Annotated in this window: 22 protein-coding genes; 14 read left to right on the top strand and 8 right to left on the bottom strand. The window is 61.7% G+C overall.

Going from position 1 to position 25,226, the window contains the following annotated elements; translation table 11 throughout:
* The first annotated feature begins 10 nt into the window (after nt 1-10).
* Nucleotides 11-1,462: a CCA tRNA nucleotidyltransferase gene (locus tag AOZ07_RS17905; RefSeq protein ID WP_060703221.1), complete on the top strand. Its 1,452-nt coding sequence runs from the start codon at nt 11-13 to the stop codon at nt 1,460-1,462.
* A gap of 897 nt (nt 1,463-2,359) precedes the next feature.
* Here the strand turns inward: AOZ07_RS17905 and AOZ07_RS17900 are convergent.
* The 7 genes from AOZ07_RS17900 to AOZ07_RS17870 form a co-directional block, all read right to left on the bottom strand.
* Nucleotides 2,360-3,445 (bottom strand): inositol-3-phosphate synthase, encoded by a 1,086-nt coding sequence (locus tag AOZ07_RS17900; protein WP_060703220.1) that lies wholly within the window; start codon nt 3,443-3,445, stop codon nt 2,360-2,362.
* 286 nt (nt 3,446-3,731) lie between these two features.
* Complete coding sequence (locus tag AOZ07_RS17895) at nt 3,732-4,964, bottom strand: DUF6716 putative glycosyltransferase (protein WP_060703219.1); 1,233 nt, start codon at nt 4,962-4,964, stop codon at nt 3,732-3,734.
* An 8-nt stretch (nt 4,965-4,972) separates the two neighbouring features.
* Complete coding sequence (locus tag AOZ07_RS17890; RefSeq protein ID WP_075972650.1) at nt 4,973-5,986, bottom strand: hypothetical protein; 1,014 nt, start codon at nt 5,984-5,986, stop codon at nt 4,973-4,975.
* Between the two features lie 8 nt (nt 5,987-5,994).
* A complete protein-coding gene (locus tag AOZ07_RS17885; protein WP_060703217.1) occupies nt 5,995-7,338 on the bottom strand; it encodes a polysialyltransferase family glycosyltransferase in 1,344 nt (447 codons plus the stop codon).
* A complete protein-coding gene (locus tag AOZ07_RS17880) occupies nt 7,335-8,330 on the bottom strand; it encodes a glycosyltransferase family 2 protein (protein ID WP_060703216.1) in 996 nt (331 codons plus the stop codon). Before AOZ07_RS17880 ends, AOZ07_RS17885 begins: the two co-directional genes overlap by 4 nt.
* Before the next feature lie 87 nt (nt 8,331-8,417).
* Nucleotides 8,418-9,311: an N-acetylneuraminate synthase family protein gene (locus tag AOZ07_RS17875; RefSeq protein WP_060703215.1), complete on the bottom strand. Its 894-nt coding sequence runs from the start codon at nt 9,309-9,311 to the stop codon at nt 8,418-8,420.
* Nucleotides 9,312-9,353: 42 nt separating this feature from the next.
* Nucleotides 9,354-10,505 (bottom strand): acylneuraminate cytidylyltransferase, encoded by a 1,152-nt coding sequence (locus AOZ07_RS17870; protein ID WP_060703214.1) that lies wholly within the window; start codon nt 10,503-10,505, stop codon nt 9,354-9,356.
* Nucleotides 10,506-10,735: 230 nt separating this feature from the next.
* Between AOZ07_RS17870 and AOZ07_RS17865 the strand changes: the two genes are divergently transcribed.
* The 7 genes from AOZ07_RS17865 (at nt 10,736) to AOZ07_RS17835 (ending at nt 18,613) form a co-directional block, all read left to right on the top strand.
* Complete coding sequence (locus AOZ07_RS17865) at nt 10,736-12,199, top strand: glycosyltransferase family 87 protein (protein WP_060703213.1); 1,464 nt, start codon at nt 10,736-10,738, stop codon at nt 12,197-12,199.
* Nucleotides 12,196-13,629: a phytoene desaturase family protein gene (locus AOZ07_RS17860; RefSeq protein WP_060703566.1), complete on the top strand. Its 1,434-nt coding sequence runs from the start codon at nt 12,196-12,198 to the stop codon at nt 13,627-13,629. The genes AOZ07_RS17865 and AOZ07_RS17860 overlap by 4 nt, the downstream gene beginning before the upstream one ends.
* 6 nt (nt 13,630-13,635) lie before the next feature.
* Nucleotides 13,636-14,664: a YdcF family protein gene (locus AOZ07_RS17855; RefSeq protein ID WP_060703212.1), complete on the top strand. Its 1,029-nt coding sequence runs from the start codon at nt 13,636-13,638 to the stop codon at nt 14,662-14,664.
* Nucleotides 14,665-14,806: 142 nt separating this feature from the next.
* Nucleotides 14,807-15,733 (top strand): ABC transporter ATP-binding protein, encoded by a 927-nt coding sequence (locus AOZ07_RS17850; protein ID WP_060703211.1) that lies wholly within the window; start codon nt 14,807-14,809, stop codon nt 15,731-15,733.
* Between the two features lie 6 nt (nt 15,734-15,739).
* Nucleotides 15,740-16,582 carry an ABC transporter permease gene (locus AOZ07_RS17845; protein WP_060703210.1) on the top strand — a complete coding sequence of 281 codons (843 nt, stop codon included), beginning with the start codon at nt 15,740-15,742 and terminating at the stop codon, nt 16,580-16,582.
* 34 nt (nt 16,583-16,616) lie between these two features.
* Nucleotides 16,617-17,912 carry a sensor histidine kinase gene (locus AOZ07_RS17840; protein WP_060703209.1) on the top strand — a complete coding sequence of 432 codons (1,296 nt, stop codon included), beginning with the start codon at nt 16,617-16,619 and terminating at the stop codon, nt 17,910-17,912.
* Nucleotides 17,870-18,613: a response regulator gene (locus AOZ07_RS17835; RefSeq protein WP_060703208.1), complete on the top strand. Its 744-nt coding sequence runs from the start codon at nt 17,870-17,872 to the stop codon at nt 18,611-18,613. Before AOZ07_RS17840 ends, AOZ07_RS17835 begins: the two co-directional genes overlap by 43 nt.
* A 67-nt stretch (nt 18,614-18,680) precedes the next feature.
* On the opposite strand, the gene AOZ07_RS17830 is transcribed toward AOZ07_RS17835, so the two are convergent.
* On the bottom strand, nt 18,681-19,091 hold the full coding sequence (locus AOZ07_RS17830; protein ID WP_075972647.1) for a LapA family protein: 411 nt from the start codon (nt 19,089-19,091) through the stop codon (nt 18,681-18,683).
* Nucleotides 19,092-19,321: 230 nt separating this feature from the next.
* On the opposite strand from AOZ07_RS17830, the gene AOZ07_RS17825 reads away from it, so the two are divergent.
* The 6 genes from AOZ07_RS17825 to AOZ07_RS17800 all read left to right on the top strand — a co-directional run bounded on the left by AOZ07_RS17825 (nt 19,322) and on the right by AOZ07_RS17800 (nt 25,192).
* Entirely contained in the window at nt 19,322-20,602 is a 1,281-nt protein-coding gene (locus tag AOZ07_RS17825) for a M18 family aminopeptidase (protein ID WP_060703207.1), read from the top strand.
* A 93-nt stretch (nt 20,603-20,695) separates the two neighbouring features.
* On the top strand, nt 20,696-21,244 hold the full coding sequence (locus AOZ07_RS17820; RefSeq protein WP_060703206.1) for an LURP-one-related/scramblase family protein: 549 nt from the start codon (nt 20,696-20,698) through the stop codon (nt 21,242-21,244).
* A 193-nt stretch (nt 21,245-21,437) separates the two neighbouring features.
* Complete coding sequence (locus AOZ07_RS17815) at nt 21,438-21,929, top strand: helix-turn-helix domain-containing protein (protein WP_060703205.1); 492 nt, start codon at nt 21,438-21,440, stop codon at nt 21,927-21,929.
* A gap of 77 nt (nt 21,930-22,006) precedes the next feature.
* Nucleotides 22,007-24,097 (top strand): acyltransferase family protein, encoded by a 2,091-nt coding sequence (locus AOZ07_RS17810; protein ID WP_060703204.1) that lies wholly within the window; start codon nt 22,007-22,009, stop codon nt 24,095-24,097.
* A 170-nt stretch (nt 24,098-24,267) separates the two neighbouring features.
* Nucleotides 24,268-24,564, top strand: a complete 297-nt coding sequence (gene rpsF, locus AOZ07_RS17805; RefSeq protein ID WP_060703203.1) for a 30S ribosomal protein S6 — start codon at nt 24,268-24,270, stop codon at nt 24,562-24,564.
* 55 nt (nt 24,565-24,619) lie between these two features.
* Nucleotides 24,620-25,192: a single-stranded DNA-binding protein gene (locus AOZ07_RS17800; RefSeq protein ID WP_060703202.1), complete on the top strand. Its 573-nt coding sequence runs from the start codon at nt 24,620-24,622 to the stop codon at nt 25,190-25,192.
* Nucleotides 25,193-25,226: the final 34 nt, after the last annotated feature.

The raw sequence follows: 25,226 nt of genomic DNA, 5'->3' as shown, positions 1-25,226 counted from the left end.
TTAAGTAACTATGCATGCACTTCCCTCACCTGACGCGTTGCGTCAAATCCTGCCTTCGGTCATTTTCGACTTGGCCGACCGCTTCGTCACGGCAGGCCATGAGTTGTCCCTGGTGGGCGGGCCGGTTCGAGATCTCTACTTGGGCCGGGTTTCTCCGGATCTGGACTTCACCACGAGCGCGCGCCCCGAGGAAACCATCAAGGTGATTTCCGGTTGGGCCGACAACATCTGGGATGTGGGACGAGAGTTCGGAACCATCGCGCTGAAAAAGGGCGAGCATACCCTAGAGGTCACTACCTATCGGGCTGATGCCTATGACAAGGAATCGCGAAAGCCGATTGTCGCCTTCGGCGATAACTTGCACGACGACCTGTTCCGCCGCGACTTCACCATGAACTCCATGGCCCTTCGCCTGCCGGACCTCGAGCTCGTTGACCCCTTTGATGGCGTCTCTTCCTTGAAGGACCAATCGATTCGCACCCCGGGGGCTCCGGACATTTCCTTCTCGGATGATCCATTGCGCATGATGCGCGCCGCCCGTTTTGCTTCGCAGCTGAAAATCGAAGTGAGCGCAGACGTGCGCAAGGCCATGAGCGAAATGACCGATCGCATCGACATTATTTCTGCGGAGCGGGTGCGTGATGAGCTGGTCAAGCTGATCAATGGCGCGGATCCTCGAGCCGGCATCAACCTGCTGGTCGACACCGGGCTGGCCGACAAGGTGCTGCCGGAAGTTTCCGCCCTGCGCCTGGAAATTGACGAGCATCATCGGCACAAGGATGTGTACCAGCATTCGCTCACCGTGCTCGAGCAGGCCATCGCCTTGGAAACCGATCAAGATGGTCCGGTTCCGGGACCCGACTTCGTGCTGCGCTTTGCCGCCCTGATGCACGACATCGGCAAGCCTGCCACCCGAAAGTTTGAACCCAGCGGCGCGGTGTCCTTCCGCCACCACGACATGGTCGGATCAAAATTGGTCAAGGCGCGCATGCGGACCTTGCGCTTTGACAAGGAGACCACCAAGGCCGTGGCTCGCCTGGTCGAACTGCACATGCGCTTCTACGGCTACGGGGACGCCGGGTGGACAGATTCGGCCGTGCGCCGATACGTCACCGATGCTGGAGAGCTGCTCGAGCACCTTCATCGCTTGACCCGTTCGGATGTCACCACGCGCAACCGCAAGAAGGCTGACCGCCTGGCCTTTGCCTACGATGATCTCGAGGAGCGCATCGCCCAGATCGCGGAGCAGGAAGAACTCAAATCCATCCGCCCGGATCTGGATGGCCAGCAGATCATGGCAATTCTGGGAATCAAGCCTGGCCCCGTGGTCGGCCGCGCCTACAAGTTCATGCTCGAGCTGCGTTTGGATGAAGGCCCGCTGGGCGAAGAGGCGGCTGTAGAGCAGCTTCGTGCTTGGTGGGAAAAGCAGCCCGAAGCGCAGGGAGCTATCACCGAAGAGTAATTGCTGGCCTGTGGAAAGTGCAGCAACAATGCCTGGTGCCGCCGCGGTGCCAGGCATTTTTGCGCCTCAAAAAAAGTTCTTAAACTTTTTGACTTAATTAGTGGCGGACCGGGTGTAATCCATGTAAGCTGAATATTGTGATTGGGAAGTCTCAATGAGACTTGCGGATCGATAAAACTTATCAGCAAAGCCTCGCGTCTGATCGCGACTGGCTTCAAATAGATTTTAGGAGGTGGAGAAACGATGAATATCACTCTGGATATTTCGACTCATCGCACATGGCGACGTGGCGGCGGCTTTATGCCTGCCGGCAATTACGGCTTTGTCTCTCCAACCTCCGGAACAGTGGTTTCCTAGACTACGGTGAATCCCACCCAGTTCCTGAGGTTGCAGGTCAGTAATCGACTCTCACCTTAGGAACTTTTTTCATGTCTAGCACCTTGTACTCCTCGTCCGCTCAACGGGCAGTTCGCACCTCGGAACTTATCTTCGCTGGTCCAGAAAGCCTGAAAGCTCGCGCCGTTTCTACCACGCGCCAGGATCTTCCCTCCCCTTCAACGGTGAATGAAGGGAGGGAAAGCAAATGAGAAAGCGTCAAGACAGCAGCAAGCTGAAAAACGTTGACAGCACGGAATTCAATCGCCGAATGCGAGAGCGCGAGCTCAAGAATCATGTGCCTGTAGAAATGTACCTTCGTATTCGCTAGGTGGGCACAACGCCATTACCGTTGCCCACACATTGAATAAGAGGTACCCACTATGATCTCGCATATTAGTGCCCAGAGGCCCGCCGGCCTGCAAGCCGGCGGGCTTCTCCGCGTCTGGGAACAGTTCCAGGTACGACAATGGGCCAGGCAAAGGTCCTGGCCCATCCTCGTGCACCGTTTGAGCGGAAGGCCTAGCGTTCCACGTCGCCCCGGATGAAGGCTTCGACCTTGTTGCGTGCAGTTTCGTCATCGTACTGCTCTGGCGGCGACTTCATGAAGTAGCTCGAAGCCGACAAGATCGGCCCGCCGATGCCGCGATCAAGGGCGATCTTGGCAGCGCGCACGGCATCGATGATGACACCCGCGGAGTTCGGGGAATCCCAGACTTCCAGCTTGTACTCCAGGTTCACCGGTGCATCACCGAAGTTTCGTCCCTCGAGGCGCACGAAAGCCCACTTGCGGTCATCGAGCCAGGCAACGAAGTCGCTCGGTCCGATGTGGACATCGTCAGCGTCCAGCTTTGCCGAGGTGTTCGAGGTGACGGCTTGGGTCTTGGAAATCTTCTTTGACTCCAGGCGATCGCGCTCGAGCATGTTCTTGAAGTCCATGTTGCCGCCCACGTTCAGCTGGTAGGTGCGGTCAAGCACCACGCCGCGGTCCTCGAACAACTTGGCCATGACGCGATGGGTGATGGTTGCACCGATCTGGCTCTTGATGTCATCGCCGACGATGGGCACGCCGGCGTCGGTGAACTTCTTGGCCCATTCAGGAGTGCCGGCAATGAACACTGGCAGCGCGTTGACAAAGGCCACGCCTGCATCGATGGCGCACTGGGCGTAGAACTTGGCGGCCTGCTCTGAGCCAACTGGCAGGTAGCAAACCAGCACGTCGACCTTGTTGTCCTTGAGGGACTGGACGATGTCCACAGGTGCAGCGTCGGACTCTTCGATGGTTTCGCGGTAATACTTGCCGAGCCCATCAAGGGTATGGCCGCGCTGGACCGTCACGCCGGTAGCAGGCACGTCGGCGATTTTGATGGTGTTGTTTTCGCTGGCCAGGATGGCTTCGGAAAGATCGAGGCCGACCTTCTTCGCGTCAACGTCAAAGGCGGCAACGAACTGTACGTCTCCAACGTGGTACTGGCCGAATTGCACGTGCATGAGTCCCGGAACGGTGGACTCCGCGTCCGCGTTTCGGTAGTACTCGACACCTTGGACAAGGGACGTGGCGCAGTTTCCTACGCCAACAATGGCAACGCGGATCGGATTGGCCGACACATGAGCTCCTTATTGAAATGTACAAATCTTCGGGCATTCGGGCACGTCAAACGCGAGTCCTGAAACTAGGCCCATATTGATCTTAAGTCCTAATGTGTTCAGAACATTCCCAACCTTTGCAGTTACCACCTGGTCGGGGTTCGCAGCAGATGCCCAAAGAGTCCGTGAGGGAAGGACCCTCACGGACTCTCGCAATAGTTTATGTACATCACTAAAAGGCTAATTGATCATGACTAAGCCTGAATATGAAGACCAGAGAGGAAGTCATTAGTAAAGTTCAATTTGATCATGACAGGCTTCTGGCTCGGTGGTTGCGTGAGTTTCGGTAGCCGTGACGCATTTTCAGCAGCACCTTCACCACTGGCGATGGCAACGCCGTACGCAGTCGATGGCGCAGCGGCTGGCGGCGGATGAAGGCCAGGACTTCCGGATCGGTACGCAGCTGTCCAGCGTTTGCCCGCCGGGCCAGGAACTCCAATGATTGAAAGAAGCTGCGATCCATGCGGTGGAAGTAGTTTTCCCGCAGCCACGCTTTGCTGGGCTCTCCGAAGTTCAGCGAAACAACATCTTCCAATTCGCCGATGATCCCGGAAGCGACAAATACGGTGTTGATCATTTGCCTGTTCACGCCGAAATCGGAAAGCACCATTGTGGGCAAGCCGCGGTCCAACGATTCCAAGGCAGCAGTGGAAGACACGGTGACCAGGGCGCTTCCGGGAACGAGGGCCTCGCTCATGGATCCGGTATCGAACTGGATTCGTGATTCGGCACTGATCCTGTTGCGCGACTGCAGCTGCGTGAAAAGGCTGTCGTATGGATGGGCCTCGAGGTGGGTCTGCGGTTCTCCAGCCTTGGCACGGAGCTTGACCACGACCTCGAGACCCGGATTCATCTTGCTGGCCTGCTCCAGCGCAAGCAGGATCGACTCGCGCTGTTCGGCGGTTTCGGGAACCTTGGCCTGCGGTGCGAAGACCAAGCGATTGACCAGCTTTTCCTGGGGCGGAGGGAATCCCGTGCAGTTCAAGAACGGGAGCTTGCTGACCATGATGGTCGGCTGGTGCCCGGCATGGGATTCGGTCATGAACGAAAAGTCGCGGGCCTCGGCATGTGAATGGCAGATAAAGGCATCGCCGGCTCGACGATAGTTCCAGCCCTTCTGCGTGGCAGGGTAGGCAACACCGGGCAAAGCCGAGATCAAGGCGGTACGGCGCCCATCAACAGGTTCGGTACGCAGGATCCGCGAATAGATTTCGGCAACAACAGGACCTGTCGCCGAAGCGAAGATGATGTCTTCCTGGACCGAATCGGCTTCCAACTGCGAGAGCTGGATGACCTCGAGCATCTGCGGATCCAGATCGGTGCCTTCAAAGGCTGCTGAAATCTGTTGTTCGGTGGGCATTACCGGAGTGCGCGCCAAATATACCTTGCGGTCCCATTCGGGACCCAAGCGATGCAAAAAACTTGTGGCCAGCTTCAGATAGGAATCAGAGTCGGCAATAGCAAGAACTGAGGGTTTCATTAGCGGCTTCACACCTTCAACGAACTGGATAGGTGCTCGCGCAACTCGAGGTCGGTACCTTCGGTCCACCAATGATCGGGGACCGCCTGGGGATAGAGGCATCTGGAATCCGGGCCCAAAAGCAGCCGAAGGGAAGGGATCACGGTAGAAGGCAAGGCCCGGATTTCCTGCCCCGGACGCAGCACCCGCAGCCGCATTTCAATCGGGACAGTGTGTTCCTTGAGGACCACCTGGTCAATCTTCGAGATCTTCTCCAGCAGTTCCGGGGTTTCACGCCGGTGCGGGAAATACGCAACCGGTCCGTCTGCGGCAATGCCCTCGATCCACTGCAAATACGGCTGCTCGTGAATCAGCTGATCGGCAACCATGGCGGATCCGATGAGCAAGGTCGGTTCGGCAAAGCTCTCCGCGACCGGCTGGGTAGCCAGCCACTCGAACTTGTGCTGGGCGAACTTGATCCCCAGATCAGCCATCTTCGAGCGCGTTGCAGCATCCACAAAGAGCGCGGAAACAATCAGCAAGCGGTCTTCGCGAGCCAGCTGGCGCAGGCGATGCCAGGTGGCAAGGCCCATGGCAATGCGGGCCGCCGAGTTTTTGGCTCGAGCGCGAACCAACGGGGCAGGCGAGTCGCTGATCAGCTGCTTGATCAGCGCCAAGGTGGCCAGCCCGTCATCGATGATGATGATTTCCTTGGCCTTGACCCCGGCCAGCAAGCTGCGCTGCACCTTGCCCGAGTAGGCATCGCCGGTGACATACCGGTCCGCAGAGCTCTTGGGTTGCGGAGGCTTGCGGGCCGCCGGCTCGAAGTGCACCCCGGCCGGAGCATGGTTGAGCAGCGCCTGGGTAGTGGCCTCCAAGGGCATGCCAAGGCGTGGAACAACCCGGATATCCGTGCCCAGCAGCCCCGCGGCGTGGGTTTCCACGGCGGAGAGCAGCTGCAGCGGGGACTCGACCCACACATGAGCGGTCCCGAATCGCGGACGCGGAACCTCATGGGTGTCGTGCTGGGTCAGTTTCATCATGATGAGGGTCATTTTGCCAGTCGGCTGAGGGATTTGGACAATGTTTCCAGCTGCTTCGACCCTGTCCGCAACACCCGGCGCGAGGCTCCGCGGACCCTGGACGGGAAGGTGCGGCGCGATACCAGATGCACCCAGCGCGGCGGCAAATCCAGCTTGGTGATCCGGCGGCGCTTGAAGTGGGCGGAGAACTCGGGGTAGTGGACGCCCAGGAATTCGGCGGCAGGTTCGCGCAGCTGAGGCAGCTGTGCCGCCTGCATGCAGTAGGCCACGGCCACCAGCAGCTTCGAGAGCTGGTCATCGCCGTCGCTGTGCGCCGGAGCCGGAACACCTTGGACAAACAGTGCGTGGATGATCGAGAGCGGGATCCGGTTTGAATTCTCATAGGGTGCCAGTGCCTGGAGCATTGCTCCGGTGCCTGCCGCGTGGACATCGGTGTTCAGAATGTACTTGGCGGTGGCCAGACCGGTGGAGAAGCAGGAGATGACCACTTCTGGCCGGGCCGAGGCGATCACGGTTTCCGCCAGGTGATCGGTGTCCAGCAGGCGGAAATCCAGGCCCATCTGCTCAGCGACACTGGCCAGCCGTGCCGCCGAGGTGGCACTGGCTGATGGATGCGCCTTGAACAGCACCGTATCCAGCCCGCGATCAAGGGCCTCCTGAAGCATCTGCACATGCAGCTCGAACTCTTCATCAGAGTCCATCAGGCGAAGGGATCCCAGGTATTGGCCAAGGATCAGCGCGCTTGAACCGGGAAGCTCGAAGTGCGCTTCCTCGGCCAGCTCGGTGAAGATCCGCTCCAGCTGCTGGGCCCGCAGGACCTTGCGGACCGGCTGGAGCTCGGCCAGCAGGTGCGGCTCCAACCCGGGAACCAGGTCAACGTGGATGGTCCCCATCAAGCGCTGGCGCAGCGGCATCGGCAGCCGATTGCGGGTCGGCCCGTAGGACATCAGCCCATCGGAATGCACCCACAGCTGGGCGTCGAAGAAGATGCGGGCCAGTGCCCGAGCCGGGTTGACCTGGACGGATTCCAGAACGAGAGTCAGCGGCTCGGAACCAAGATCCCAGGCGCTGCGCAAAAGCCGCTCGAAGATGTGCAGCTCGTCCTCGCGCGGGTTGAACTGGGAAGGGCGGCGCGGGGCAGCCAGGGCTGCGAAGTCCACGACCCGGTCGAAACGAGCTGCCAGCTTTTCAAAGCCCGGGACCTGATCCAGCGGCGTCGTCAATTCCGGGACCTGTGAACCGTTGGCCAGGACCAATACCCGTTCATCGGCATCGGGAAGCAGTCCTGCATCGGCCATCGCGGCCAGAGAAGCAAGCTGGAAGTAGCTGCTGGCTTCAATCAGTGCGATCACTTGGCGGCCCCGATCTGACCTGGCTGCAGGAAGGAGAGGATATGGCGGCGACGGGCGACGTCCATTTCGAGTGCCACCTGGCGTGCCAAGGGCGCGTCAATGGTGGTGAACACCTGGCGCAGTTTTTGCTTCATTTCCAGGCGGACCTCGGGCGGATAGTTCTTCGCCCGTTTCTCATGATGGCACACGATCGCGAAGAACTGGCGCATGGCTTTGGGCAGGTGCCGCTCGGCATCCGGGTGCAGCCGCACTTCGTTGAGGATCTGCGCGTAGGCGGGGATGAAACCCAGCTGGCGCTGGTCGAAGACCTGGGTCAGCGAACCGGGCAGGCCGCGCCGGTAGAAGACTCCGGGCGAGGAAACGACCGCATATTTGCTGGTGGTCAAGTGCAGTTTCCATAGCCACAGCCGGTCCTCGGCGCTGTGCAGCTGCGAGTCGAAGTAGTACAGCTCCTGCGTTCGCATCAGCTCGGTGCGGTACATGCCCGCCCAGACGAAGGTGTAGTCCACCATGGACGGGGAATCGACCGGCTCGATATCATCGGCGGGGTCCAGCGGCATGCCGCGCAGCGCCTGCGGGGCACGGTGAATCACGCGGTTGGTGCCGGTGACCCGCACGTGGTCGCAGCGCACGAAGTCGACATGCAGCTCGGTCAGCGACTCGGCCATCGTCATCAGGTGCTCGCAAGAGTACCAGTCGTCAGGGTCGAGGAAAGTGAAATATTCGCCGGTGACCTGTTCCAGACCGGCATTGCGGGCCGCGGACACCCCGGAGTTCTCGGGCAGGCTGATCAGCCGCAGGCCCGGCAGCCGGTCCTGGTAGCTGCTCACCAGCGCGGACGTCTGGTCGTCGGATGCGTCATCAACCACGAGCACTTCCAGCTCCCAGCGTCCCAGCTTTTGCCGGGTCAGCGATGAGAGGGCATCGCAAATATATGCTTCTTGGTTGTAGGCGGGGATAACCACGGAGATGCGCCCGGGGATCAAGTCCATGTCTTCTTCTCGGCCTTCCTTATGCAGACATAAATAAACGGCGGTTGGACCCGTCGGTGAGTCCAACCGCCGGATACCTGGCAGTGATTAGGCGTCGACGCGGCGCAGGCGGCTCAGTGGAGCCAGCTCGCCCGGGAAGACCTTCTTCACGCCGTCGCCCATGGCCTGCTCGAGGATGCGGATGTCGCGGATCAGCGACTCGAAGCCCTTTGGCTCCAGCGAGGAAGCCTGGTCCGAGCCCCACATGGTGCGGTCAAGGGTGATGTGGCGCTCCACGGTGACGGCGCCCAGGGCTACTGCTGCCAGCGAGATCTGCAGGCCGCGCTCGTGGCCCGAGTAGCCCACCGGAACCTGGTAGCGGTCGCGCAGGGTTTCGATCATGCGCAGGTTGGCTTCTTCGGGAGGCAGCGGGTAGGTGCTGGTGGCGTGCATCATGACCAGGTTCGAGGTGCCCAGGGTCTCCACGGCCTTGTCGATCTGCTCGATGGTGGACATGCCGGTGGACAGGATGATCGGCTTGCCGGTCTGCGCCAGCGCCTTGAGCAGGTCGATGTCGGTGACCGATGCGGAAGCGACCTTGTGGGTGACTGCACCCTGCTCTTCCATGAATTCAACCGAAGGAACGTCCCATGGGGAAGCGAAGGCGTGCAGGCCCTTGGAGGCTGCGTAGGAGATGAGCTCCTTGTACTGTGCCTGGTCGAACTCGACGCGGTAGCGGTAGTCCAGGTAGGTCATGTCGCCCCATGGGGTGGAGCGGATCTTGTCGCGCATGTCGGTCGGGGTGGAGATTTCCGGGGTGCGCTTCTGGAACTTCACCGCGTTGGCGCCGGCCTCGGCCGAAACGTCGATCAGCTGCTTGGCGATTTCGATATCACCATTGTGGTTGATGCCGATTTCGCCGATGACGTAGACCTGCTGGCCAGCGCCGAGCAGGGATTCGCCGATGGCAACTGGCTTGATTTCGGTGGTCACGGAGGTCATTGATTTGCCTTTCATTGGGTGAAACTTGGAAAAATTTGAGGGTTAGCGTGCTGCGAGGACCAGTTCGGCCAGTTCTCGCACCGCCCCGTATCCGCCCTTGCGGGACAGCCGGTGGCGAGCAGCGCGGTGTACTTGCTCGTTGGCATCGGCCACGGCGATGGGCCAGCCGACCAGGCTCATGGCGCCGAGGTCGTTGATGTCATTGCCGACGTAGGCCACGCGCGCCGGGTTGATCGACTCGTCGGCCAGCCACTGGGCCAGGTATTCGGCCTTGTTCTCGATGCCGTGGGCCACTTCAACCTTGAGCTTCGCGGCCCGGGCGGCCACCACCGGGTTGGCTTCCTTGGAGAGGATCAGGAACTTCACTCCGGCGGCCCGAAGCCGGGCCACGCCCATGCCATCGGAGCGCGAGACGCGCACGGTTTCGGTGCCGTGCTCATCGACATAGGCGGTGTCCGGGGTGTGCACGCCATCAAAATCCGTGATGACCGCATCCACGCTGATTGCTGCCGGTTCGTCGGGCAGTGTCAGTTCCGCCAGCAGCAGATCGGCCTCGGTGTCGATGTCGATCCCGTGCTCGCCCGGGACCTCGTGGACCTGGACCCGGCCGAAGAACCGGTGCCCAGCGGCCAGGAAGCCTTCGGTGTCCATGGCGTAGAACGCCCCGGTTTCGCGGAAACGCGGTTCGCGGTCCTGGCGGCGCGGGCGGCGCAGCTTTTCGTGCCCCACCGCTACCGCTTCGCCGTTCTCGCCAACAGCCCAGTGGAAACCGTGGTCGGCCACCGCTGCGAAGCTGACTTCAGCTTTTCCGGAGGCGACCGTGGTGACGGCCGCATCCAGATCCGCTGGATCGATCAGCGGGCTGGTGCACTGGATGAAGAGTGTCACCGCCGGCGCGGGCTGCGTGTTGGCCAGAACGTGCTGCAGAACCGACTCGCTGCTGGCCGTATCCCCGGCGATGTCTGCCGGTCGGTCAACGACGCGAGCGCCGTAGCGCAGTGCTTCGGCCTTGATCTGCTCATGATCGGTGCTGACCACGACGTCGCTGACTGTACTCGCGGCCTTGGCTGATTCAATGGCGCGTCCCAGCAGCGACTTGCCGCCGATCTCACGCAGGTTCTTGAGCCGGATGCCCTTGGAACCTCCCCGTGCGGGGATGATCGCCATGACATGTGGCTGATTGGTTTTGCTCACGGATATGACGCTATGGGCCTTAGTTAACCAATCGGGAGTATTTAGGTAAACGAGGGGTGAAGTCGCGGTGTAATCACCTGCATATTTGCTGATAGTGAGGTCAGCAAGCGGTTTAGCGGCATCGATGGGACTTCGGTGGCGGGCTTGGCCAGCGGGGCGAACCCGATAGTTAACGCGAAACCCGGGTGTGCATTCCGGTGGGCGCCAACAAAACATCTAGGCTGGTGGGTATGCACGAGCCAAACCAGCCACCGCCCCGGCGTGGCCCCCTGCGTATTACCGTGCCATCACGCGCGGACGGCTTCCTTCGGCAGTTCACGGCACTGATCGGCGGCCCGCTGGGCCGGCGCAGCGATCCGGGGCGGATCGACCCGGGATTCTTCAGCGTGGAGCGGGTCATCATCCTGATGACCACGCTCGGCGCGCTGCTGATGCTGCTGGCCAAGAACCCGTGCAGGATCAACGGCTGGGGCGGCAACAACCCCTACCTCTACGCCTGCTACAGCGACTGGGTGCCGCTGTTCGGCGCTCGCGGATTCGCGGAAAACCCCTGGGCGCCCTTTAGCTCCAGCGCCGAATTCGAGTATCCGGTGCTCATGAGCGCGGTGGCCTCCGCGGTGGCCTCGATCGTGCCCGAGTCGGTGGCCAACCGCTCGCTGCTGTACTTCGACATGAACCTGGTGCTGGTGGCGATCCTCTGGATGGTTACCGTGCTGTGCACCGTGCGCATGGCCGGGCGGCGCCCCTGGGATGCCGCCATGGTGGCCATTGCCCCGGGGATCATCCTGGCCGGCAGCATCAACTGGGACATGTGGGCCGTGGCCCTGCTGGCTGCCGGCATGCTGGCCTTTGCCCGCAAGCACACGGTCCTGGCCGGGATCCTGATCGGCCTGGGCGCGGCGATGAAGATCTACCCCTTCTTCATCCTCGGCGCGATCCTGGTGCTGGCCATCCGCACCGGCCGGCTCAAGACCTTCTGGATCACCGGGGGAACGGCCGCAGCCACCTGGGTGCTGGTCAACCTGCCCTACGCGCTGGCCTTCCCCAAATCCTTCATGCACTTCTTCAGCTTCTCCTCGGAACGCGGCGCGGGCCTCTCCAGTTTCTGGCACGCCTGGAATGTGGTGGCGGCCAAGAACCCCGGCATGCCGAGCTTCGAGGCGGAGCAGATTTCGCGGTACGGGCTGGTGCTCTTCTTCTTGTGCTGCGTGGGTGTTGCCCTGCTGGGCCTGTACTCCCGGCGCACTCCGCGGCTGGGCTCGATGGCCTTCTTGATCATCGCCTCCTTTGTCATGGTCAACAAGGTCTACTCGCCGCAGTTCATCGTCTGGCTGATTCCGCTGTTCGTGCTGGCCCTGCCGCGCTGGCGCGAATTCGTGATCTGGATGCTGGTGGAGATCGCCCACTTCTATGGACTTTGGAACTATCTCGATTCCTTCTCCGCCGAGGACCCGCATAAGGCCTTCCCGGAGGCTGGATACGTCGTGCTGGTGCTGGCCCACATGATCATGCTCGGCTACCTGATGTACCTGGTGGCGCGTTCAATCCTTGACCCGCGGCGCGATCCGATCCGCGCGGTCGGCCAGGATGACCCGCTGGCCGGCGAATTTGCCGGGCTGCCGGAGAATACCACCCTGCGCTCGCTGTGGCCGGGAGCGGCGAAGCGGCAGCAGCCTGCTGGGAGCGGGAAATGATTGATGTCGCCGTCGTCGGGGCCGGGCCCAACGGCCTGGCTGCGGCCGCCGTGGCCGCCAGGGCAGGACTGGCTGTCCAGGTTTATGAAGCCAATGACAGCATCGGAGGGGCGGCCAGGACCCAATCGCTGAACGGCTCCGAGGCGATCTTCGACCTGGGCAGCGCCGTGCACCCGATGGCCTTGCAGTCCCCGGCCATGCGCGAACTGGGGGTCCACGAGCGCGTCGAGTTCATCACCCCGGAACTGTCCTTCGCCCATGTGCTCGATGGGCGCACTGCCTGCGCCTACAAGGATCTGGAGCGCACCGCCGAAGCATTGGGCGGGGCAGAAGGCCAGATGTACCGCCGCTTGATCGAACCGCTGGTCCACCAGATCGACGGGATCAGCGCCACCCTGCTCGACACGCTGCTCAAGATCCCGCGCCATCCGCAGGCCCTGGCCGCCTTCGCCGCCGCCACGGTGGGCGGCATGGGGCTCAAGGAAGTGTTCTCCACGAAGTACGAGAAGGCCGCCGCGCTGTACTCGGGCTGCTCGGCCCATGTGGCCGGCGGATCGCGCGGGCCGGCCAGCGCCGGTGCCGGGTTGTTCCTTGCCGCGACGGCCCACGCCAAAGGCTGGCCGATTCCGCGCGGCGGTTCCCAGGCCATCAGCGATGCCCTGGCCGCCGAAGCCATGGCCCATGGCGCGCAGATCCACACCGGCGTGCGGGTGAACCACATTGATGAGCTGGCCGCGCAGAACATCCTGTTCGACACCTCCGCCGAAGATGCCGCCAAGCTCAGCGCCGGCCACCTGCCCGAACAGCTCTCCCGTGCGCTGTCCACCACCAGGCGCTCGCCGGGCAGCTGCCTGGTCCACTTTGTGCTCTCCGAGCCGGTGCCATGGCGGGACCAGGCGCTGGCCGCCGCCGGCACCGTGCATCTTGGCGGTACCGCCGCGCAGGTCGGCAAGGCCGAGCGCGCGGCTGTTCATCGCGGATCGGCGGACCCTTTCATCATCGTGGCCCAGCCCTCGCAATTCGACGACTCGCGCGCGCCAGCCGGCCAGCACGTCATCTGGGCCTACTGCCATGTTCCGCTGGATTCGCCGGCAGATATGCGCCACGAGATCCAGTCGATGATCCAGCGGGCCGCCCCGGGCTTCTCCGAGATCATCCTCGAAGCGCACGTGGTCACCGCCAAGGACCTCGAGCGGCAGAACCCCGCGCTGATCGGCGGAGACCTCTCGGGAGGCACCATGGATCTGCTGGGCACCATCAAGCGGCCACGGGTTTCCCTGGACCCCTGGTACTTGAAGTCCAAGGGGCTGTACCTCGTCTCGTCGGCGGCCCCTCCCGGCCCATCGGTGCATGGCATGGGCGGATACCTCGGAGCCCAATCAATGCTCAAACGCGAATACCGCATCAACAACTGGAAATCGGTGGAATAGTCGGCAATGGAGGAACTACTGGTTCAAGTCGCAGGATGGGTCCTGCTTGCAGTGCTCTGGGCGGTGTTCATTTGGCAATACCGCAAAGACCCTCGCCGGCTGGGCCTGGCCGCGCTGCTCTTTCCGCTCGTGTGCTCCAGCCTCGCGGCCGTGGCGGATCTGCTGACCACCGTGGTGCCGGGCTTCGGGTTCCTCATTGCCATCGTTCTGGTGATGACCCCGCTGATGGTGGTGGTGTTCGGCGCGGCGCTGATCTACAACGGCGTGCTGATGTGGCGGCGCGAGGGCGCGCGGATCTCCAACCTGCTGTCGCTGGCCGCCGGGGTGCTGGTGTTCATCCTGCCGGTGCTCGCGGTGCTGCTGGTGCAGATCAATACCTGGTGGAGCTACGCGCTGGCCTTCATTCTTTTCATGGCCTCCGTTTTCACAGCCTGCCTATTCGCGATGATGCTGCTCTATGCGTGGGTGCATGCCAGGTTCCCGGCCAAAACCCGTGGGGCGGCCGCGGTGATTCTCGGGGCGCGCACCATCAACGGGAAGGTCACCCCCTTGCTGCGCGGCCGGCTGGACAAGGCGATCGCGCTGTATGCATCGCAAGCCGAACCACGGCTGCTGATGGTCCCCACCGGCGGGCAGGGGCACGACGAACAGGAACCCGAAGGCGTGTCCATGGCCCGCTACCTGGGCGAGCAGGGCATCCCCGCATCCCAGATCCTGATCGAGGACCGGGCCAAGGACACGGTGGAGAACCTGGATTTCTCCAATGCACTGGTGCGCGAACGCCAGCCGGAGGGCCAGCTGTGGCTGGTCACCAGCGACTACCATGCGCTGCGAGCCGCATTGGCATCGCGCCAGATGGGCCTGGAAGCCCGAGCCTTCGGCGGAAAGACGGCGGCCTACTATCGGCCCAGCGCGTTCCTGCGCGAGTGCGTGGCGATCGCCCGCGACCAGCTCAAGCTCATGATCCTGCTGGCCCTGCCCTTCGCGGCGGGCCTGGCCGGGATGATCTTCTTGGCCACCCGCGCCGGATTCTGATGCTGCGCGGCAATCATTGATGGCATGCACCAACGGGTGCATGCCATCGCTGCTTCAGCCCGGCGCACTCACCCTTTTGAGTGACCAGAAGATCAGCACTCGGGGCGGTTTATCCTGGCCCCATTTTTTCTAGGCTGGAGATATGATCCAGGCTCAGCAGTTGACGAAGAGATACGGCAATAAAACCGTGGTCGACCAGGCGTCGTTCACGGTGCAACCCGGAAAGGTCACCGGCTTCCTCGGCCCCAACGGGGCCGGCAAGTCCACCACCATGAGGATGATCGTCGGATTGGCGGCTCCCACCAGCGGACAGGTGCTGGTGAACCAGCGGGACTTCAAGAAGTCCCGGCATCCGCTGACCGAGGTTGGCACCTTGCTGGAAGCCAAGTCCGTGCACAAGTCGCTCACCCCGTTGGCGCATTTGCGGGCCATGGCGGCCACCGCCGGATTGCCCAGCTCCAGGGTCCACGAAGCCTTGGCGCTGACCGGACTGAGCGGCGTGCAGCGCAAGAAGGTCGGCGGGTTCTCCCTGGGCATGGGCCAGCGCCTGGGCATCGCCACCGCGCTGCTGGGCGACCCGCAGGTGCTGATCCTCGATGAACCGGTCAATGGGCTGGACCCCGAAGGCGTGGCCTGGGTGCGCAACCTCGCCCGCCAGCAGGCGGCGGAAGGAAAAACCGTGTTCATCTCTTCGCACCTGATGAGCGAGATGGCGCAAACCGCAGACCACCTGATTGTCATTGGCCGCGGACGCATCATGGCCGATGCCCCGATCAGCGAATTCATAGATAACGGGCTGGCCCAGACGATCGTTCGCGCAGCGGATATCGACGCATTGATGAATGCGCTGAGCGCCGAAGGCATACAGCTGCGGCGCATTGACGGGCAGACCCTGGAGGTCACCGGCCCGGATTCGGAAATCATCGGGCGCCGCGCCCTGGAAACCGGCGTGGCGCTCAGCGAGCTGCGGCCTCTGCAGCGCACTTTGGAAGATGCCTACATGGAATTGACCCGGGACGCCGTGGAATACAACTCGAATATTGTTGCCGAGCACAGCGGCGGGAAGTAGAAGAAGATGACTACTCATATTGAAGCGCCCCTGCGCGGCAAGGTCACTTTCGCCGGGGTGCTGCGCAGCGAAGCGATCCGCATGTTCGCGTTGAAGTCCACCGCAATCCTGCTGGCCTTGGCGGTGCTGCTCTATGCGGCGATCGCCGTCATTGGCACCTGGGGCGTGGGATCGCTGCTGCAGAGCATGGGCGATGTCAGCCAGATGGAGGGCATGGGCCCCATGACGCAGCCAGGCTTTGCCAGCGAGACCATCGGCTCCGGCCTGGTCTTCAGCCAGCTGATTCTGGGCGTGCTGGGCGTGCTGCTGTTCAGCGGCGAATTCACCACCGGTTCGGCCGTCAGCACCTTCTTGGCCAGTCCGCAGCGAGGGCGCGTGATGTCAGCGAAGATTGTCCTGATTGTGCTGCTGACCGGCGTGACACAACTGGTATCAAGCCTCCTGGCCTTTGTGGTTGCGAAGCCGATCGCCGAAAAGTACGACCTGGTCCTGGAATTCGGCAGCGAATCCTTCCAGTCGGTGCTGTGGTACGGCACCCTGGCCGTGATCATGGCGGCCCTGATCGGCTTGGCCCTGGGTGTCCTGCTGCGCAATTCGGCCGGTGGAATCACCATTTTGGCCGGTGTGTTCTTTGTCCTGCCGATCATCACGGCAATCCTTGGAAACCTCGTGGACTGGTCCAAGAACATTTCGGCGTACCTGCCCGACCAGCTGGGGCTGTCATTGGCCACGCCACTGAGCGTGGCAACCGACCTGGAACTCTGGCAGCAGCTGGCCGGCGTCGCCGGATGGATCATCATCCCATTGGCCCTCGGCGCAGTATTGCTCGCCAAGCGGGACATCAAGTAACCAGCGGATAAGCCGGGAAAACTACACTGGAACCATGACCCAACAGACGCTGCAGGAAACTGTTGCCTCCTTTGACGAACTGACCGCCAAGCGGATGGGCCGGTTGCGCCGTTACCTGCGCACCCACCCGCGCTTGGTGGTCATCGGCGCCGTGGTGCTGTACCTGTTGCTCACGCTGCCAGGAGTCCTGGTCGCCGCGGCCATGCCGGGAGCCAACGCCACCGGCCTGCTGGTCGTCACGCTGGCGGTCAGTGCCGCACTGCTTTATCGCCGAAAAGCGCCGATGACCGTCATCATCCTGGTGTTCGTTTTCGAATGCGTAGCCTTGATCATCGCCGGCCCGCAAGGTGGCCTAGGCGGCATGGGCATGATCATTGCCCTGTACACGGTGGCCACCAGCTATTCGGCCAAGCGCACCATTCCCCTGGCCGTGCTGGCCGGCAGCTTCCAAGTGGTGCTCATGGTGCTGATGGGCTTCCCGGATATGGAGGGGATGGAGCTGGATCCGAGCGACGGCATTGATGAAGCAACCTTCAGCCGGATCGTCATCGGCATTTCGGGCAGCTTTGTCATTGGTTTCTATATTGCCGCGGCCGCAGTTGGCATGAACGTGCGCAATGCGCGAATTCACGAGGCCGAACTCAACCACTGGGCCCGCCAGGTATCCAGCTTGGCCCAGGTTCAAGAGCGCAACCGCATTGCCCGGGAGATGCATGACGTGGTGGCCCATTCCTTGTCCGTGATGATCGCCTTGTCCGAGGGGGCCAGGGTGGTGGCCAAGCGGGATCAGGTCCGTGCCGACGAAGTGCTCAACGAGCTTTCGGGCACTGGCAGGGCCGCCTTGTCTGACATGCGCCGCATGCTGGGAGTCCTTCGCCAGAACGAGACGGGCGAATTGGAACCGCAACCTACCGGCGGCAATGTCGAACAACTGCTCGAGGGCTTCCGCACCGCCGGGCTGCCCATCACCTTCACCCAAACCGGGGGAGCGCTGCCCGAGGACACCACCTTCCAGTTGACCGTCTTCCGCATGATCCAAGAATCCCTGACCAACTCGCTGCGCTATGCCCGCAACGTCAGCGATGTGCAGGTACGTTTGGAACGTCGGCGCGATGAACTGCGGCTGGAAGTCATGGATAACGGGGATGCCACCAGGGTGCCCAGCGTCGGAAGCGGCCGGGGACTGCGGGGCATGCGCGAGCGGGCAGCACTTTTCGAGGGGAACGTTGAAGCCGGCCCGGTAGCCAGTGGCGGATGGATAGTTAAAGCGGTGCTGAAGGTTCCCGAATGCGACGTGAAGATCGCCAAGCAGAAAACAGCGAAGGAATAGGCGTGGAAGAGAAAATCAAGGTCTTGCTGGTTGATGATCAGCCGCTGTTGCGCATGGGATTCCGGTTGATCCTCGAAGGCGAGGAAGATATCGCCATTGCCGGTGAAGCCGCCGATGGCCTGGATGCGTTGACGCAGACTTCGGTGCTGAAGCCGGACGTGGTGCTCATGGATGTCCGCATGCCCAAAATGGATGGCATCGAAGCCACCGAACGCATCGCGAAGGAGCACCCGGACACCAAGATCATTATTCTGACGACCTTTGACCTTGATGAATACGCCTTCTCCGGGTTGCAGGCCGGTGCCAGCGCTTTCCTGCTCAAGGACGTGGCTCCGGAGGAACTGGTTCACGCGGTGCGCCTGGTGGCCTCCGGAGATGCCGTGGTGGCCCCGCGTGTCACCGCGCGGTTGCTGGAAACCTACGTCCGCAATGGCGGCAAGGCCCATGCAGGGCAGCCTGCTGAAGCTCCACGCGACCCCCTGCTTGATGACCTCACTCCGCGCGAGCAAGAAGTGCTGCGGGCGCTCGCCGAGGGGTTGTCGAATGCGGAAATTGCGCATCGCTTCTTCCTGTCCGAAGCGACCGTGAAAACGCATGTGCGCAGGATCCTGACCAAGCTGCATTTGCGCGATCGGGTCCAGGCCGTGGTCTACGCCTATGAAACAGGACTGGTGGTCCCTTCCCAGGGGCTTGATTACTGATTTCGCAAACAAGAAGGGCCGCTGGATGCCGAAGTGAAAACTCGGCAGCCAGCGGCCCGCAGCGTTATTAGCGCTTGGCTGCCTTGCGCTTCTTCTTCGCAGTGGCGCGTAATTGGATTACTCGAGCCACGCCTGCGATAGCCACCACCAGGGCACCGCCAACGGCGGCGATGAAGAGCGCCAAGCCCAGATTGACCTGGCCTTCATAGGTGAAGTACCTCAGGGTCACCTGGTCCTGGTTCTGTGCGATGAAGATGATCAGCAGGATCAGCACGATGATGCCCAAGACGGTAGCGGTCCAGATGCGCCCCAGCTTGGTTACCGGAAGCTTTTCCTTGGGCTCTGGCACTTCGCGTGGAGCCTTGCCGGCTTTTGGCGCCCGCGGCTGGACCGCGTGTTCACCGGCATTAACCTGCACGCCATTATCGGGCTCCACAGGCAAGCTGTGCGGCTCTGGGGTTGGATCAGATGCACTCATGATGATCTCGCTTTCGTAGTCTCCCGCTCTGCCTTCAGCTTTGCCGACGCTAGGCTCCAAGTCAAGCATGAGATGAAGGTGTCTGGGCGGTTATTGGCGGGCCCTGGAACGGATGATCCGCCGGCAACCGGGCACGGTGATACTAAGCTGGAGAGCAACCCGATCATCCAGGCGGGAACCTCATCCTGGATTTCAGCGAGACGATGACAGAAAGAAGTGAGTAACCAGCTATGGCACAAGCCGCAGCAATGGCCCACATTGCAGACCTGGCCGAATACGTCGCAACTTCCCCTTCCAGCTACCATGCGGCAGCAACGGCCGCCAAGCGGCTGGACGCTGTCGGGTTCACCGGCCTGAACGAAGCTGACGCCTGGAATCTCGGTCCCGGATCCTATTACGTGGTGCGCGACGGCGCGATCATCGCGTGGGTTCAGCCCGAGGCCGCCACCGCGACGTCCGGGTTCCATATTCTCGGTGCCCATACCGATTCCCCGGGTTTCAAGCTCAAGCCAAAGCCGACCACTGGGTCCAACGGCTGGTGGCAGGCAGGCGTTGAGGTCTACGGCGGCCCGCTGCTCAACTCCTGGCTGGATCGCGAACTGGTTCTCGCTGGCCGCCTGGTGCTCAAGGACGGCACCGAGCACTTGGCCCAGACGCAGCCAATCCTGCGCATCCCGCAGCTGGCCATTCACCTTGATCGCCAGGTCAATGAGGGTCTTACCCTGGACAAGCAGACCCACACCAACCCCATCTTCGGCGCAGGGGACTTGGCAGACGCCGATATTCTGGCGGTCCTTGCCGAGTCTGCCGACGTGGACGCAGCACAGGTAGCCGGATACGACATCCTCACCGCCCCGGCGCAACGCGGCGAGGTCTTTGGCCAGGGGAAGGACTTCTTCGCCAGTGGCCGGCTCGATAACCTCACCTCGGTGCACGCCGGAATCATCGCACTGGCTGGCCACTCGCGGAAGCCAGCGGGCCAGCACATTGCCATGCTGGCTGCTTTTGACCATGAAGAGCTCGGCTCAAGTTCCCGTTCGGGGGCCTGCGGCCCTTTCCTCGAAGAGCTGATCAACCGGATCCAGGCATCGCTGGGCGCCGGTGTGGAAGACCAGGCGCGTGCGCTGGCCAATTCGGTGTGCCTCTCTGCCGATGCAGGCCACGCGGTGCACCCGAACTACCCAGAACGCCATGACCCGGCCAACCGGCCACAGGTGAACGCCGGGCCGCTGCTGAAGATCAACGCCAACCAGCGCTATGCCACCGACGCGGTAGGCGCTGCGGCCTTCGCCAACTGGTGCGAGAGCGCCGGGGTTCCTTATCAGGAGTTCGTGTCCAATAACCGCGTACCGTGCGGCTCGACGATCGGCCCGTTGACCGCCACCCGCTTGGGCATTCGCACCCTCGACGTGGGTGTTGCCCTGCTCTCCATGCACTCGGCCCGTGAAATGTGCGGCGTGGATGACCCTTGGTACCTGTCCAAGGTGGCAGGCGAGTTCTTCTCAGCGTAGTTCCTGCATTGCAAAAGGCCGGCAGCGATGCTGGCCTTTTGCGTATCCAGGCCCACCTGTTGGCAGGAAAAAATCGGTGGCATAATCATCAGCATGACGATTTTTGCCCAAGACATGCTCATTTTTCAGCAGACAAAGAATTTCTCGAAGAATGATTTTGCAATCCTAGACGCCCACGGCATGCAGGTTGCCCATGTTGAGACCGGGGGCAGTGCGCTGGGGCGGATGTTCGCTGGCGCGCGGGAGCTGACAGTCTTCGACGGGCCGGAGAAACCGGTGATCAAGGTCAAGGACACCATGACCATGGGCCGCGACCGCTTCGAGATCTTCGATGGGAATGGCGGCCCGCTGGCGAGCCTGGTCAAGCGGATCACCCTGTTCAAGACCCGCGTCACCATTTCGATGCTCGGCGAGGAGCTGGACCTGACTGGCAGCGTGTGGGATTTTGATTTCCAGATCACCGGTCCCCAAGGGGTACTGGGTACCGTCACGCGCCAATGGTCCGGAATGGGCAATGCGCTGATGGGCAAGTCGACCTATGCCTTGCAGCTGTCCAGCAATCCTGGCACGCAGCAGCGGCAAGCAATCATCGGTTCTGTCCTGGCCTTGGATCTGATCCGCGAAAAGCAGCAGCGCAATTGATGCCCGCGCTGCGCGTGCTTCATCGAATTAACTCGAACTTGGCAAGCCCTCGAACATGCCCCATGAGGCATGCTCAAATAATTCAGGTCAATCGCCATTTTGTTCGCCAGTCGTGCGCTGTCGCGAAGCCGTCGTGTAACTGTCGTGGTCCTGTCGTGGCGCTTTCGTGGTCCCCGCCGATAGCTTTAGTTCCATGAATGAATCACGGATTGCAGAACTTCGCCGGGCCAAGGGATGGACGCAAGAACGCTTGGCCAAAGAGAGCGGCATTACGGTCAGAACTATTCAACGACTTGAAGCCGGGAATGATGCCAGCTTGGAGTCCATCTCCCAGGTAGCCAGGGCCCTGGATGTGCAGGTTGGCGAATTGTTCCAGAGCGTTCAAACGCCAAATTTCTCTCAAGCCGTAGAAGGGCTTGAGTCCCGGACCCGTGCAGAACAAGAGCGGCGAGACTCAATCACGCAAGGGATCATGATGATCTTCCGTGGCGTTGGTCTTCTGGTCACCTTCGGAACGGTCATCCTGGGAACTGCGGGAGGGCTTGGATGGTACATCTGGCTACTCATTCCGATTTACTGGGGCGCAGGAAAGGTGCTCCTGGACGCAATAATAAGGCTGGGCGTTGATCCGAAACTGGATGCCAAATACCCGCTCTCCATGCCAAGCCAGAGCGAAGGCAGCTGAGCTTCCCATCAGCCGTTAGCCCGGCGGATACCGTTTGATTACCTGTTGTTCATCCCGGGCTGGTCAGATCGAACAATATGAGTTCGAATTCCGTGCAGGTCAATAATTTCAGACCGGAGATCCAAGCGCTGCGTGCACTGGCGGTCCTGCTAGTGGTCGCTTACCACCTGGAGCCCAAAGTAGTTCCCGGCGGCTATATCGGCGTGGACATCTTCTTCGTCATCTCGGGTTTCCTGATTACCTCGCACCTGTTGCGCGAAGCCGAACGCACCGGCCGCATCAGGCTATCGGAGTTTTTTGCCGGCAGGGCCCGGCGCATCCTGCCCGCCGCCATGCTCGTGATCCTGGTGGTTGTGGCCGCCGGGTTCATGGTCTTCCCGAAGACCCAGTGGGGCACACTGGGCTTGCAGGCTTTGGCCTCGGCCTTCTCCGTGCAGAACTGGGTGCTGGCCGCAGATTCCGTTGATTATCTGGCCGCCGAGCAAGCGGCAGGACCGCTGCAGCACTTCTGGTCCCTGGGCGTGGAAGAACAGTTCTATCTCTTCTGGCCGCTGTTGATCCTGGCGGTGTGCTGGCTGGTCAAGCCCGAGGTCCCTGGAGCGCGATCCGATCATTTTGCCGCCCGACGCCGGTGGTTGTGGCTGGCATTTGGCACGGTGGCCCTCTTGTCGCTGGGGTACTCGGCGTACGCCGGATATTCCGGGGACGCCGCAGGGTACTTCGTGACCACCACCCGAATCTGGGAGCTGGCCATTGGCGGATTGCTGGCGCTCGCGGTGCAAGCGCATGAGAACGATGCCCTGCGCCTTCCACGATGGGTGACCGCATGGTCCACGCGAAATCTGGCCGTTCTGGTCGCGCTGGGTGCCATTGGCATCGCCGCCTTCAGCTATGACGGAGCCACCGTCTTCCCCGGCATTGCCGCGGCGGTGCCGGTACTGGGCTGCGCGGTGATCATTGCCGCCGGAAGCACCAGCGGGCCCGGCTCTTTGCGCCCGCTCGTCAACTGGCGGCCGGTGCAATGGGTGGGCCTTGCCTCGTATTCGCTCTATCTTTGGCACTGGCCGCTGATCGTTTTTTACACCGAGCTCTCCGGAGGCAAGCCGAAGCCGCTGCAATCCGCCGCCCTGTTGGCCGGTTCCGTGCTCTTGGCATGGGCGAGCCTGAAATTCGTGGAGACGCCGATGCGTCACCTGCGCTTCTTGGCGGTATCCCCGGCCAAGTCCCTGATTGCCGGTGCTGCCATGGTCGCGGTGGCCGCTACGGCGGGACTGCTTCCGGGCATCGCCCAGGAGCGCATGGTGGAACAGGAGCAGCAGGTGGCAACCGCGCTGGCTGAGCAACCGCCCGAAGGATTCGGCGCAGCATCGCTGGCTCACGGCGCACCGGCTTTTGTCACCGGCGAACACCAAGTGGTCCCGGTGCCGGCCGAGGCCGCCAAGGATCTTCCCGACATCGGCAGCTGCGTGCAGAATCCGCAGTCGACCCAGATCAAGGAATGCGAGTTCGGCAGCAAGGATGCGACCTATACGGTGGCGCTTGTGGGGGATTCGCATGCCGCCCACTGGTTCGAGGCGTTGAACGGCTTCGCACGCAGCAAGGGGTGGAAAGTTGTTACCTATCTGAAGAACTCGTGCCCCTTTAGCGAAGCGCAGCGCAAGGCAGATCAAGACGGAAGCATCAACTGCAGCGAAGCCTTTGAGCAGAGCATGGATGACCTGGCCAAGCGAAAAGACATCGACGCGGTGATCACCTCGAACTGGGGCGGTTCCACCTTCGTTTCCGATCCCGCGCAAGGCTTGGCGGCCGCGTGGGGCAAACTCGAAGATGCCGGCCTGCCGGTCTATGCCATTGTCGATACCCCGCGGCCGCCCCAGGATTCCTACGCCAGGGACTGCGTGGAGCAGAACATCAATAACCCCGAAGCCTGCTCATTCCCGGAAAAGGGAGCCTACGAAAAGGGCGACGCCACCAAGGCCGCCGCCAAGCTGGAGCCGCGAGTGAAGGTCTTGGACTTCAGCGACCAGTTCTGCGTGGCTGGAACCTGCCCGGTGGTTGTCGGCAATGTTTTGATCTATCGGGACAAGCACCACATCAGCGACACCTACATGAGCACGCTGGTGCCGGTCTTCGGGCAGCGGCTGCAGCAGGCCATCGATTCGAAGTAGCCGTCCATGATCTAGGACACGAAGGCTTATGCTTGCGCGAGGATCTCGGGTAGGATTGAAAAGTCTGTGCTACTGCATGCCCGAAACTTGGGCGTCTGGTGCACTGATAACGCAAGAACCTCCTGTTGCGGAAATACCGCGACCGTTTAGCCCAAAGGAGGTGGGTTCACATGCGTGCTTATGAACTTATGGTCCTCATTGATCCAGAGGTCGATGACCGCACCGTAGAGCCAACCATCGAGAAGTACCTCGAGGTTGTCCGCTCCAACGGTGGCACCATCGAAAAGGTTGATGTCTGGGGTCGTCGCAAGATGTCCTACGAGATCAAGAAGAAGGCAGAAGCCACTTACGTAGTGGTGAACTACACCGCAGAACCAGCCGCTTCCGCTGAGCTTGAGCGCCAGCTGAAGATCAACGAGCTGATCCTGCGCCACAAGGTCACCCGTCCGGAAGAGGCCCGCGTTTAATTACGCGCAACCTTCCGTCGTAGGAATAAACGTTCAATCTTTCTAAGGAGAGTCAATGGCAGGCGAGACTGTTATTACCGTTATCGGAAATCTGACCGCCGATCCGGAGCTGCGTTTCACGCCGTCCGGTTCAGCCGTAGCGAACTTCACGATCGCTTCGACTCCTCGCACCTTTGACCGCCAGTCCAATGAGTGGAAGGACGGGGAAGCCCTGTTCTTGCGCGCATCGGTGTGGCGCGAGGCTGCAGAGAACGTTGCTGAAACGCTGACCAAGGGCATGCGCGTCATCGCCCAGGGTCGTTTGCGTTCACGTTCCTACGACACCAAGGAAGGCGAACGTCGCACCGTGATGGAGCTTGAGGTCGATGAAATCGGCCCATCGCTCCGTTTTGCGTCCGCCAAGGTCACCCGCACCCAGCGCTCCGGCGGTGGCAACGGTGGCTTCGGCAATGGTGGCGGTGGAGGATTCTCCAACGCACCACAGCAAGGTGCTCCAGCCCAGGCGCCGCGTCAGCAGCAGCCGCAGCAGGGTGGCGGATGGAATGCTCCAGCCGCAGACCCATGGAGCACCGGCGGAAACAACGGTGGCGGCTGGGGCAACCCAGGCGCAGACGAACCACCTTTCTAAACAATATTTATTCACCATCCCGCAGATCACTCTG

This window comes from Glutamicibacter halophytocola (assembly GCF_001302565.1).
GTDB classification, from domain to species: Bacteria; Actinomycetota; Actinomycetes; order Actinomycetales; family Micrococcaceae; genus Glutamicibacter; species Glutamicibacter halophytocola.
This window is presented reverse-complemented; position numbering and strand designations above follow the sequence as displayed.

What these genes read in the sequence shown, in the direction of transcription:
- AOZ07_RS17825 (WP_060703207.1), top strand. Translation starts at nt 19,322, where the DNA reads ATGGCACAAGCCGCAGCAATGGCCCACATTGCAGACCTGGCCGAATAC.
- AOZ07_RS17830 (WP_075972647.1), bottom strand. Translation starts at nt 19,091, where the DNA reads ATGAGTGCATCTGATCCAACCCCAGAGCCGCACAGCTTGCCTGTGGAG.
- AOZ07_RS17895 (WP_060703219.1), bottom strand. Translation starts at nt 4,964, where the DNA reads ATGAAACCCTCAGTTCTTGCTATTGCCGACTCTGATTCCTATCTGAAG.
- AOZ07_RS17845 (WP_060703210.1), top strand. Translation starts at nt 15,740, where the DNA reads ATGACTACTCATATTGAAGCGCCCCTGCGCGGCAAGGTCACTTTCGCC.
- AOZ07_RS17855 (WP_060703212.1), top strand. Translation starts at nt 13,636, where the DNA reads ATGGAGGAACTACTGGTTCAAGTCGCAGGATGGGTCCTGCTTGCAGTG.
- AOZ07_RS17850 (WP_060703211.1), top strand. Translation starts at nt 14,807, where the DNA reads ATGATCCAGGCTCAGCAGTTGACGAAGAGATACGGCAATAAAACCGTG.
- AOZ07_RS17820 (WP_060703206.1), top strand. Translation starts at nt 20,696, where the DNA reads ATGACGATTTTTGCCCAAGACATGCTCATTTTTCAGCAGACAAAGAAT.
- AOZ07_RS17800 (WP_060703202.1), top strand. Translation starts at nt 24,620, where the DNA reads ATGGCAGGCGAGACTGTTATTACCGTTATCGGAAATCTGACCGCCGAT.
- AOZ07_RS17815 (WP_060703205.1), top strand. Translation starts at nt 21,438, where the DNA reads ATGAATGAATCACGGATTGCAGAACTTCGCCGGGCCAAGGGATGGACG.
- AOZ07_RS17810 (WP_060703204.1), top strand. Translation starts at nt 22,007, where the DNA reads ATGAGTTCGAATTCCGTGCAGGTCAATAATTTCAGACCGGAGATCCAA.
- rpsF (WP_060703203.1), top strand. Translation starts at nt 24,268, where the DNA reads ATGCGTGCTTATGAACTTATGGTCCTCATTGATCCAGAGGTCGATGAC.
- AOZ07_RS17835 (WP_060703208.1), top strand. Translation starts at nt 17,870, where the DNA reads ATGCGACGTGAAGATCGCCAAGCAGAAAACAGCGAAGGAATAGGCGTG.
- AOZ07_RS17860 (WP_060703566.1), top strand. Translation starts at nt 12,196, where the DNA reads ATGATTGATGTCGCCGTCGTCGGGGCCGGGCCCAACGGCCTGGCTGCG.
- AOZ07_RS17880 (WP_060703216.1), bottom strand. Translation starts at nt 8,330, where the DNA reads ATGGACTTGATCCCCGGGCGCATCTCCGTGGTTATCCCCGCCTACAAC.
- AOZ07_RS17875 (WP_060703215.1), bottom strand. Translation starts at nt 9,311, where the DNA reads ATGACCTCCGTGACCACCGAAATCAAGCCAGTTGCCATCGGCGAATCC.
- AOZ07_RS17905 (WP_060703221.1), top strand. Translation starts at nt 11, where the DNA reads ATGCATGCACTTCCCTCACCTGACGCGTTGCGTCAAATCCTGCCTTCG.
- AOZ07_RS17865 (WP_060703213.1), top strand. Translation starts at nt 10,736, where the DNA reads ATGCACGAGCCAAACCAGCCACCGCCCCGGCGTGGCCCCCTGCGTATT.
- AOZ07_RS17890 (WP_075972650.1), bottom strand. Translation starts at nt 5,986, where the DNA reads ATGATGAAACTGACCCAGCACGACACCCATGAGGTTCCGCGTCCGCGA.
- AOZ07_RS17840 (WP_060703209.1), top strand. Translation starts at nt 16,617, where the DNA reads ATGACCCAACAGACGCTGCAGGAAACTGTTGCCTCCTTTGACGAACTG.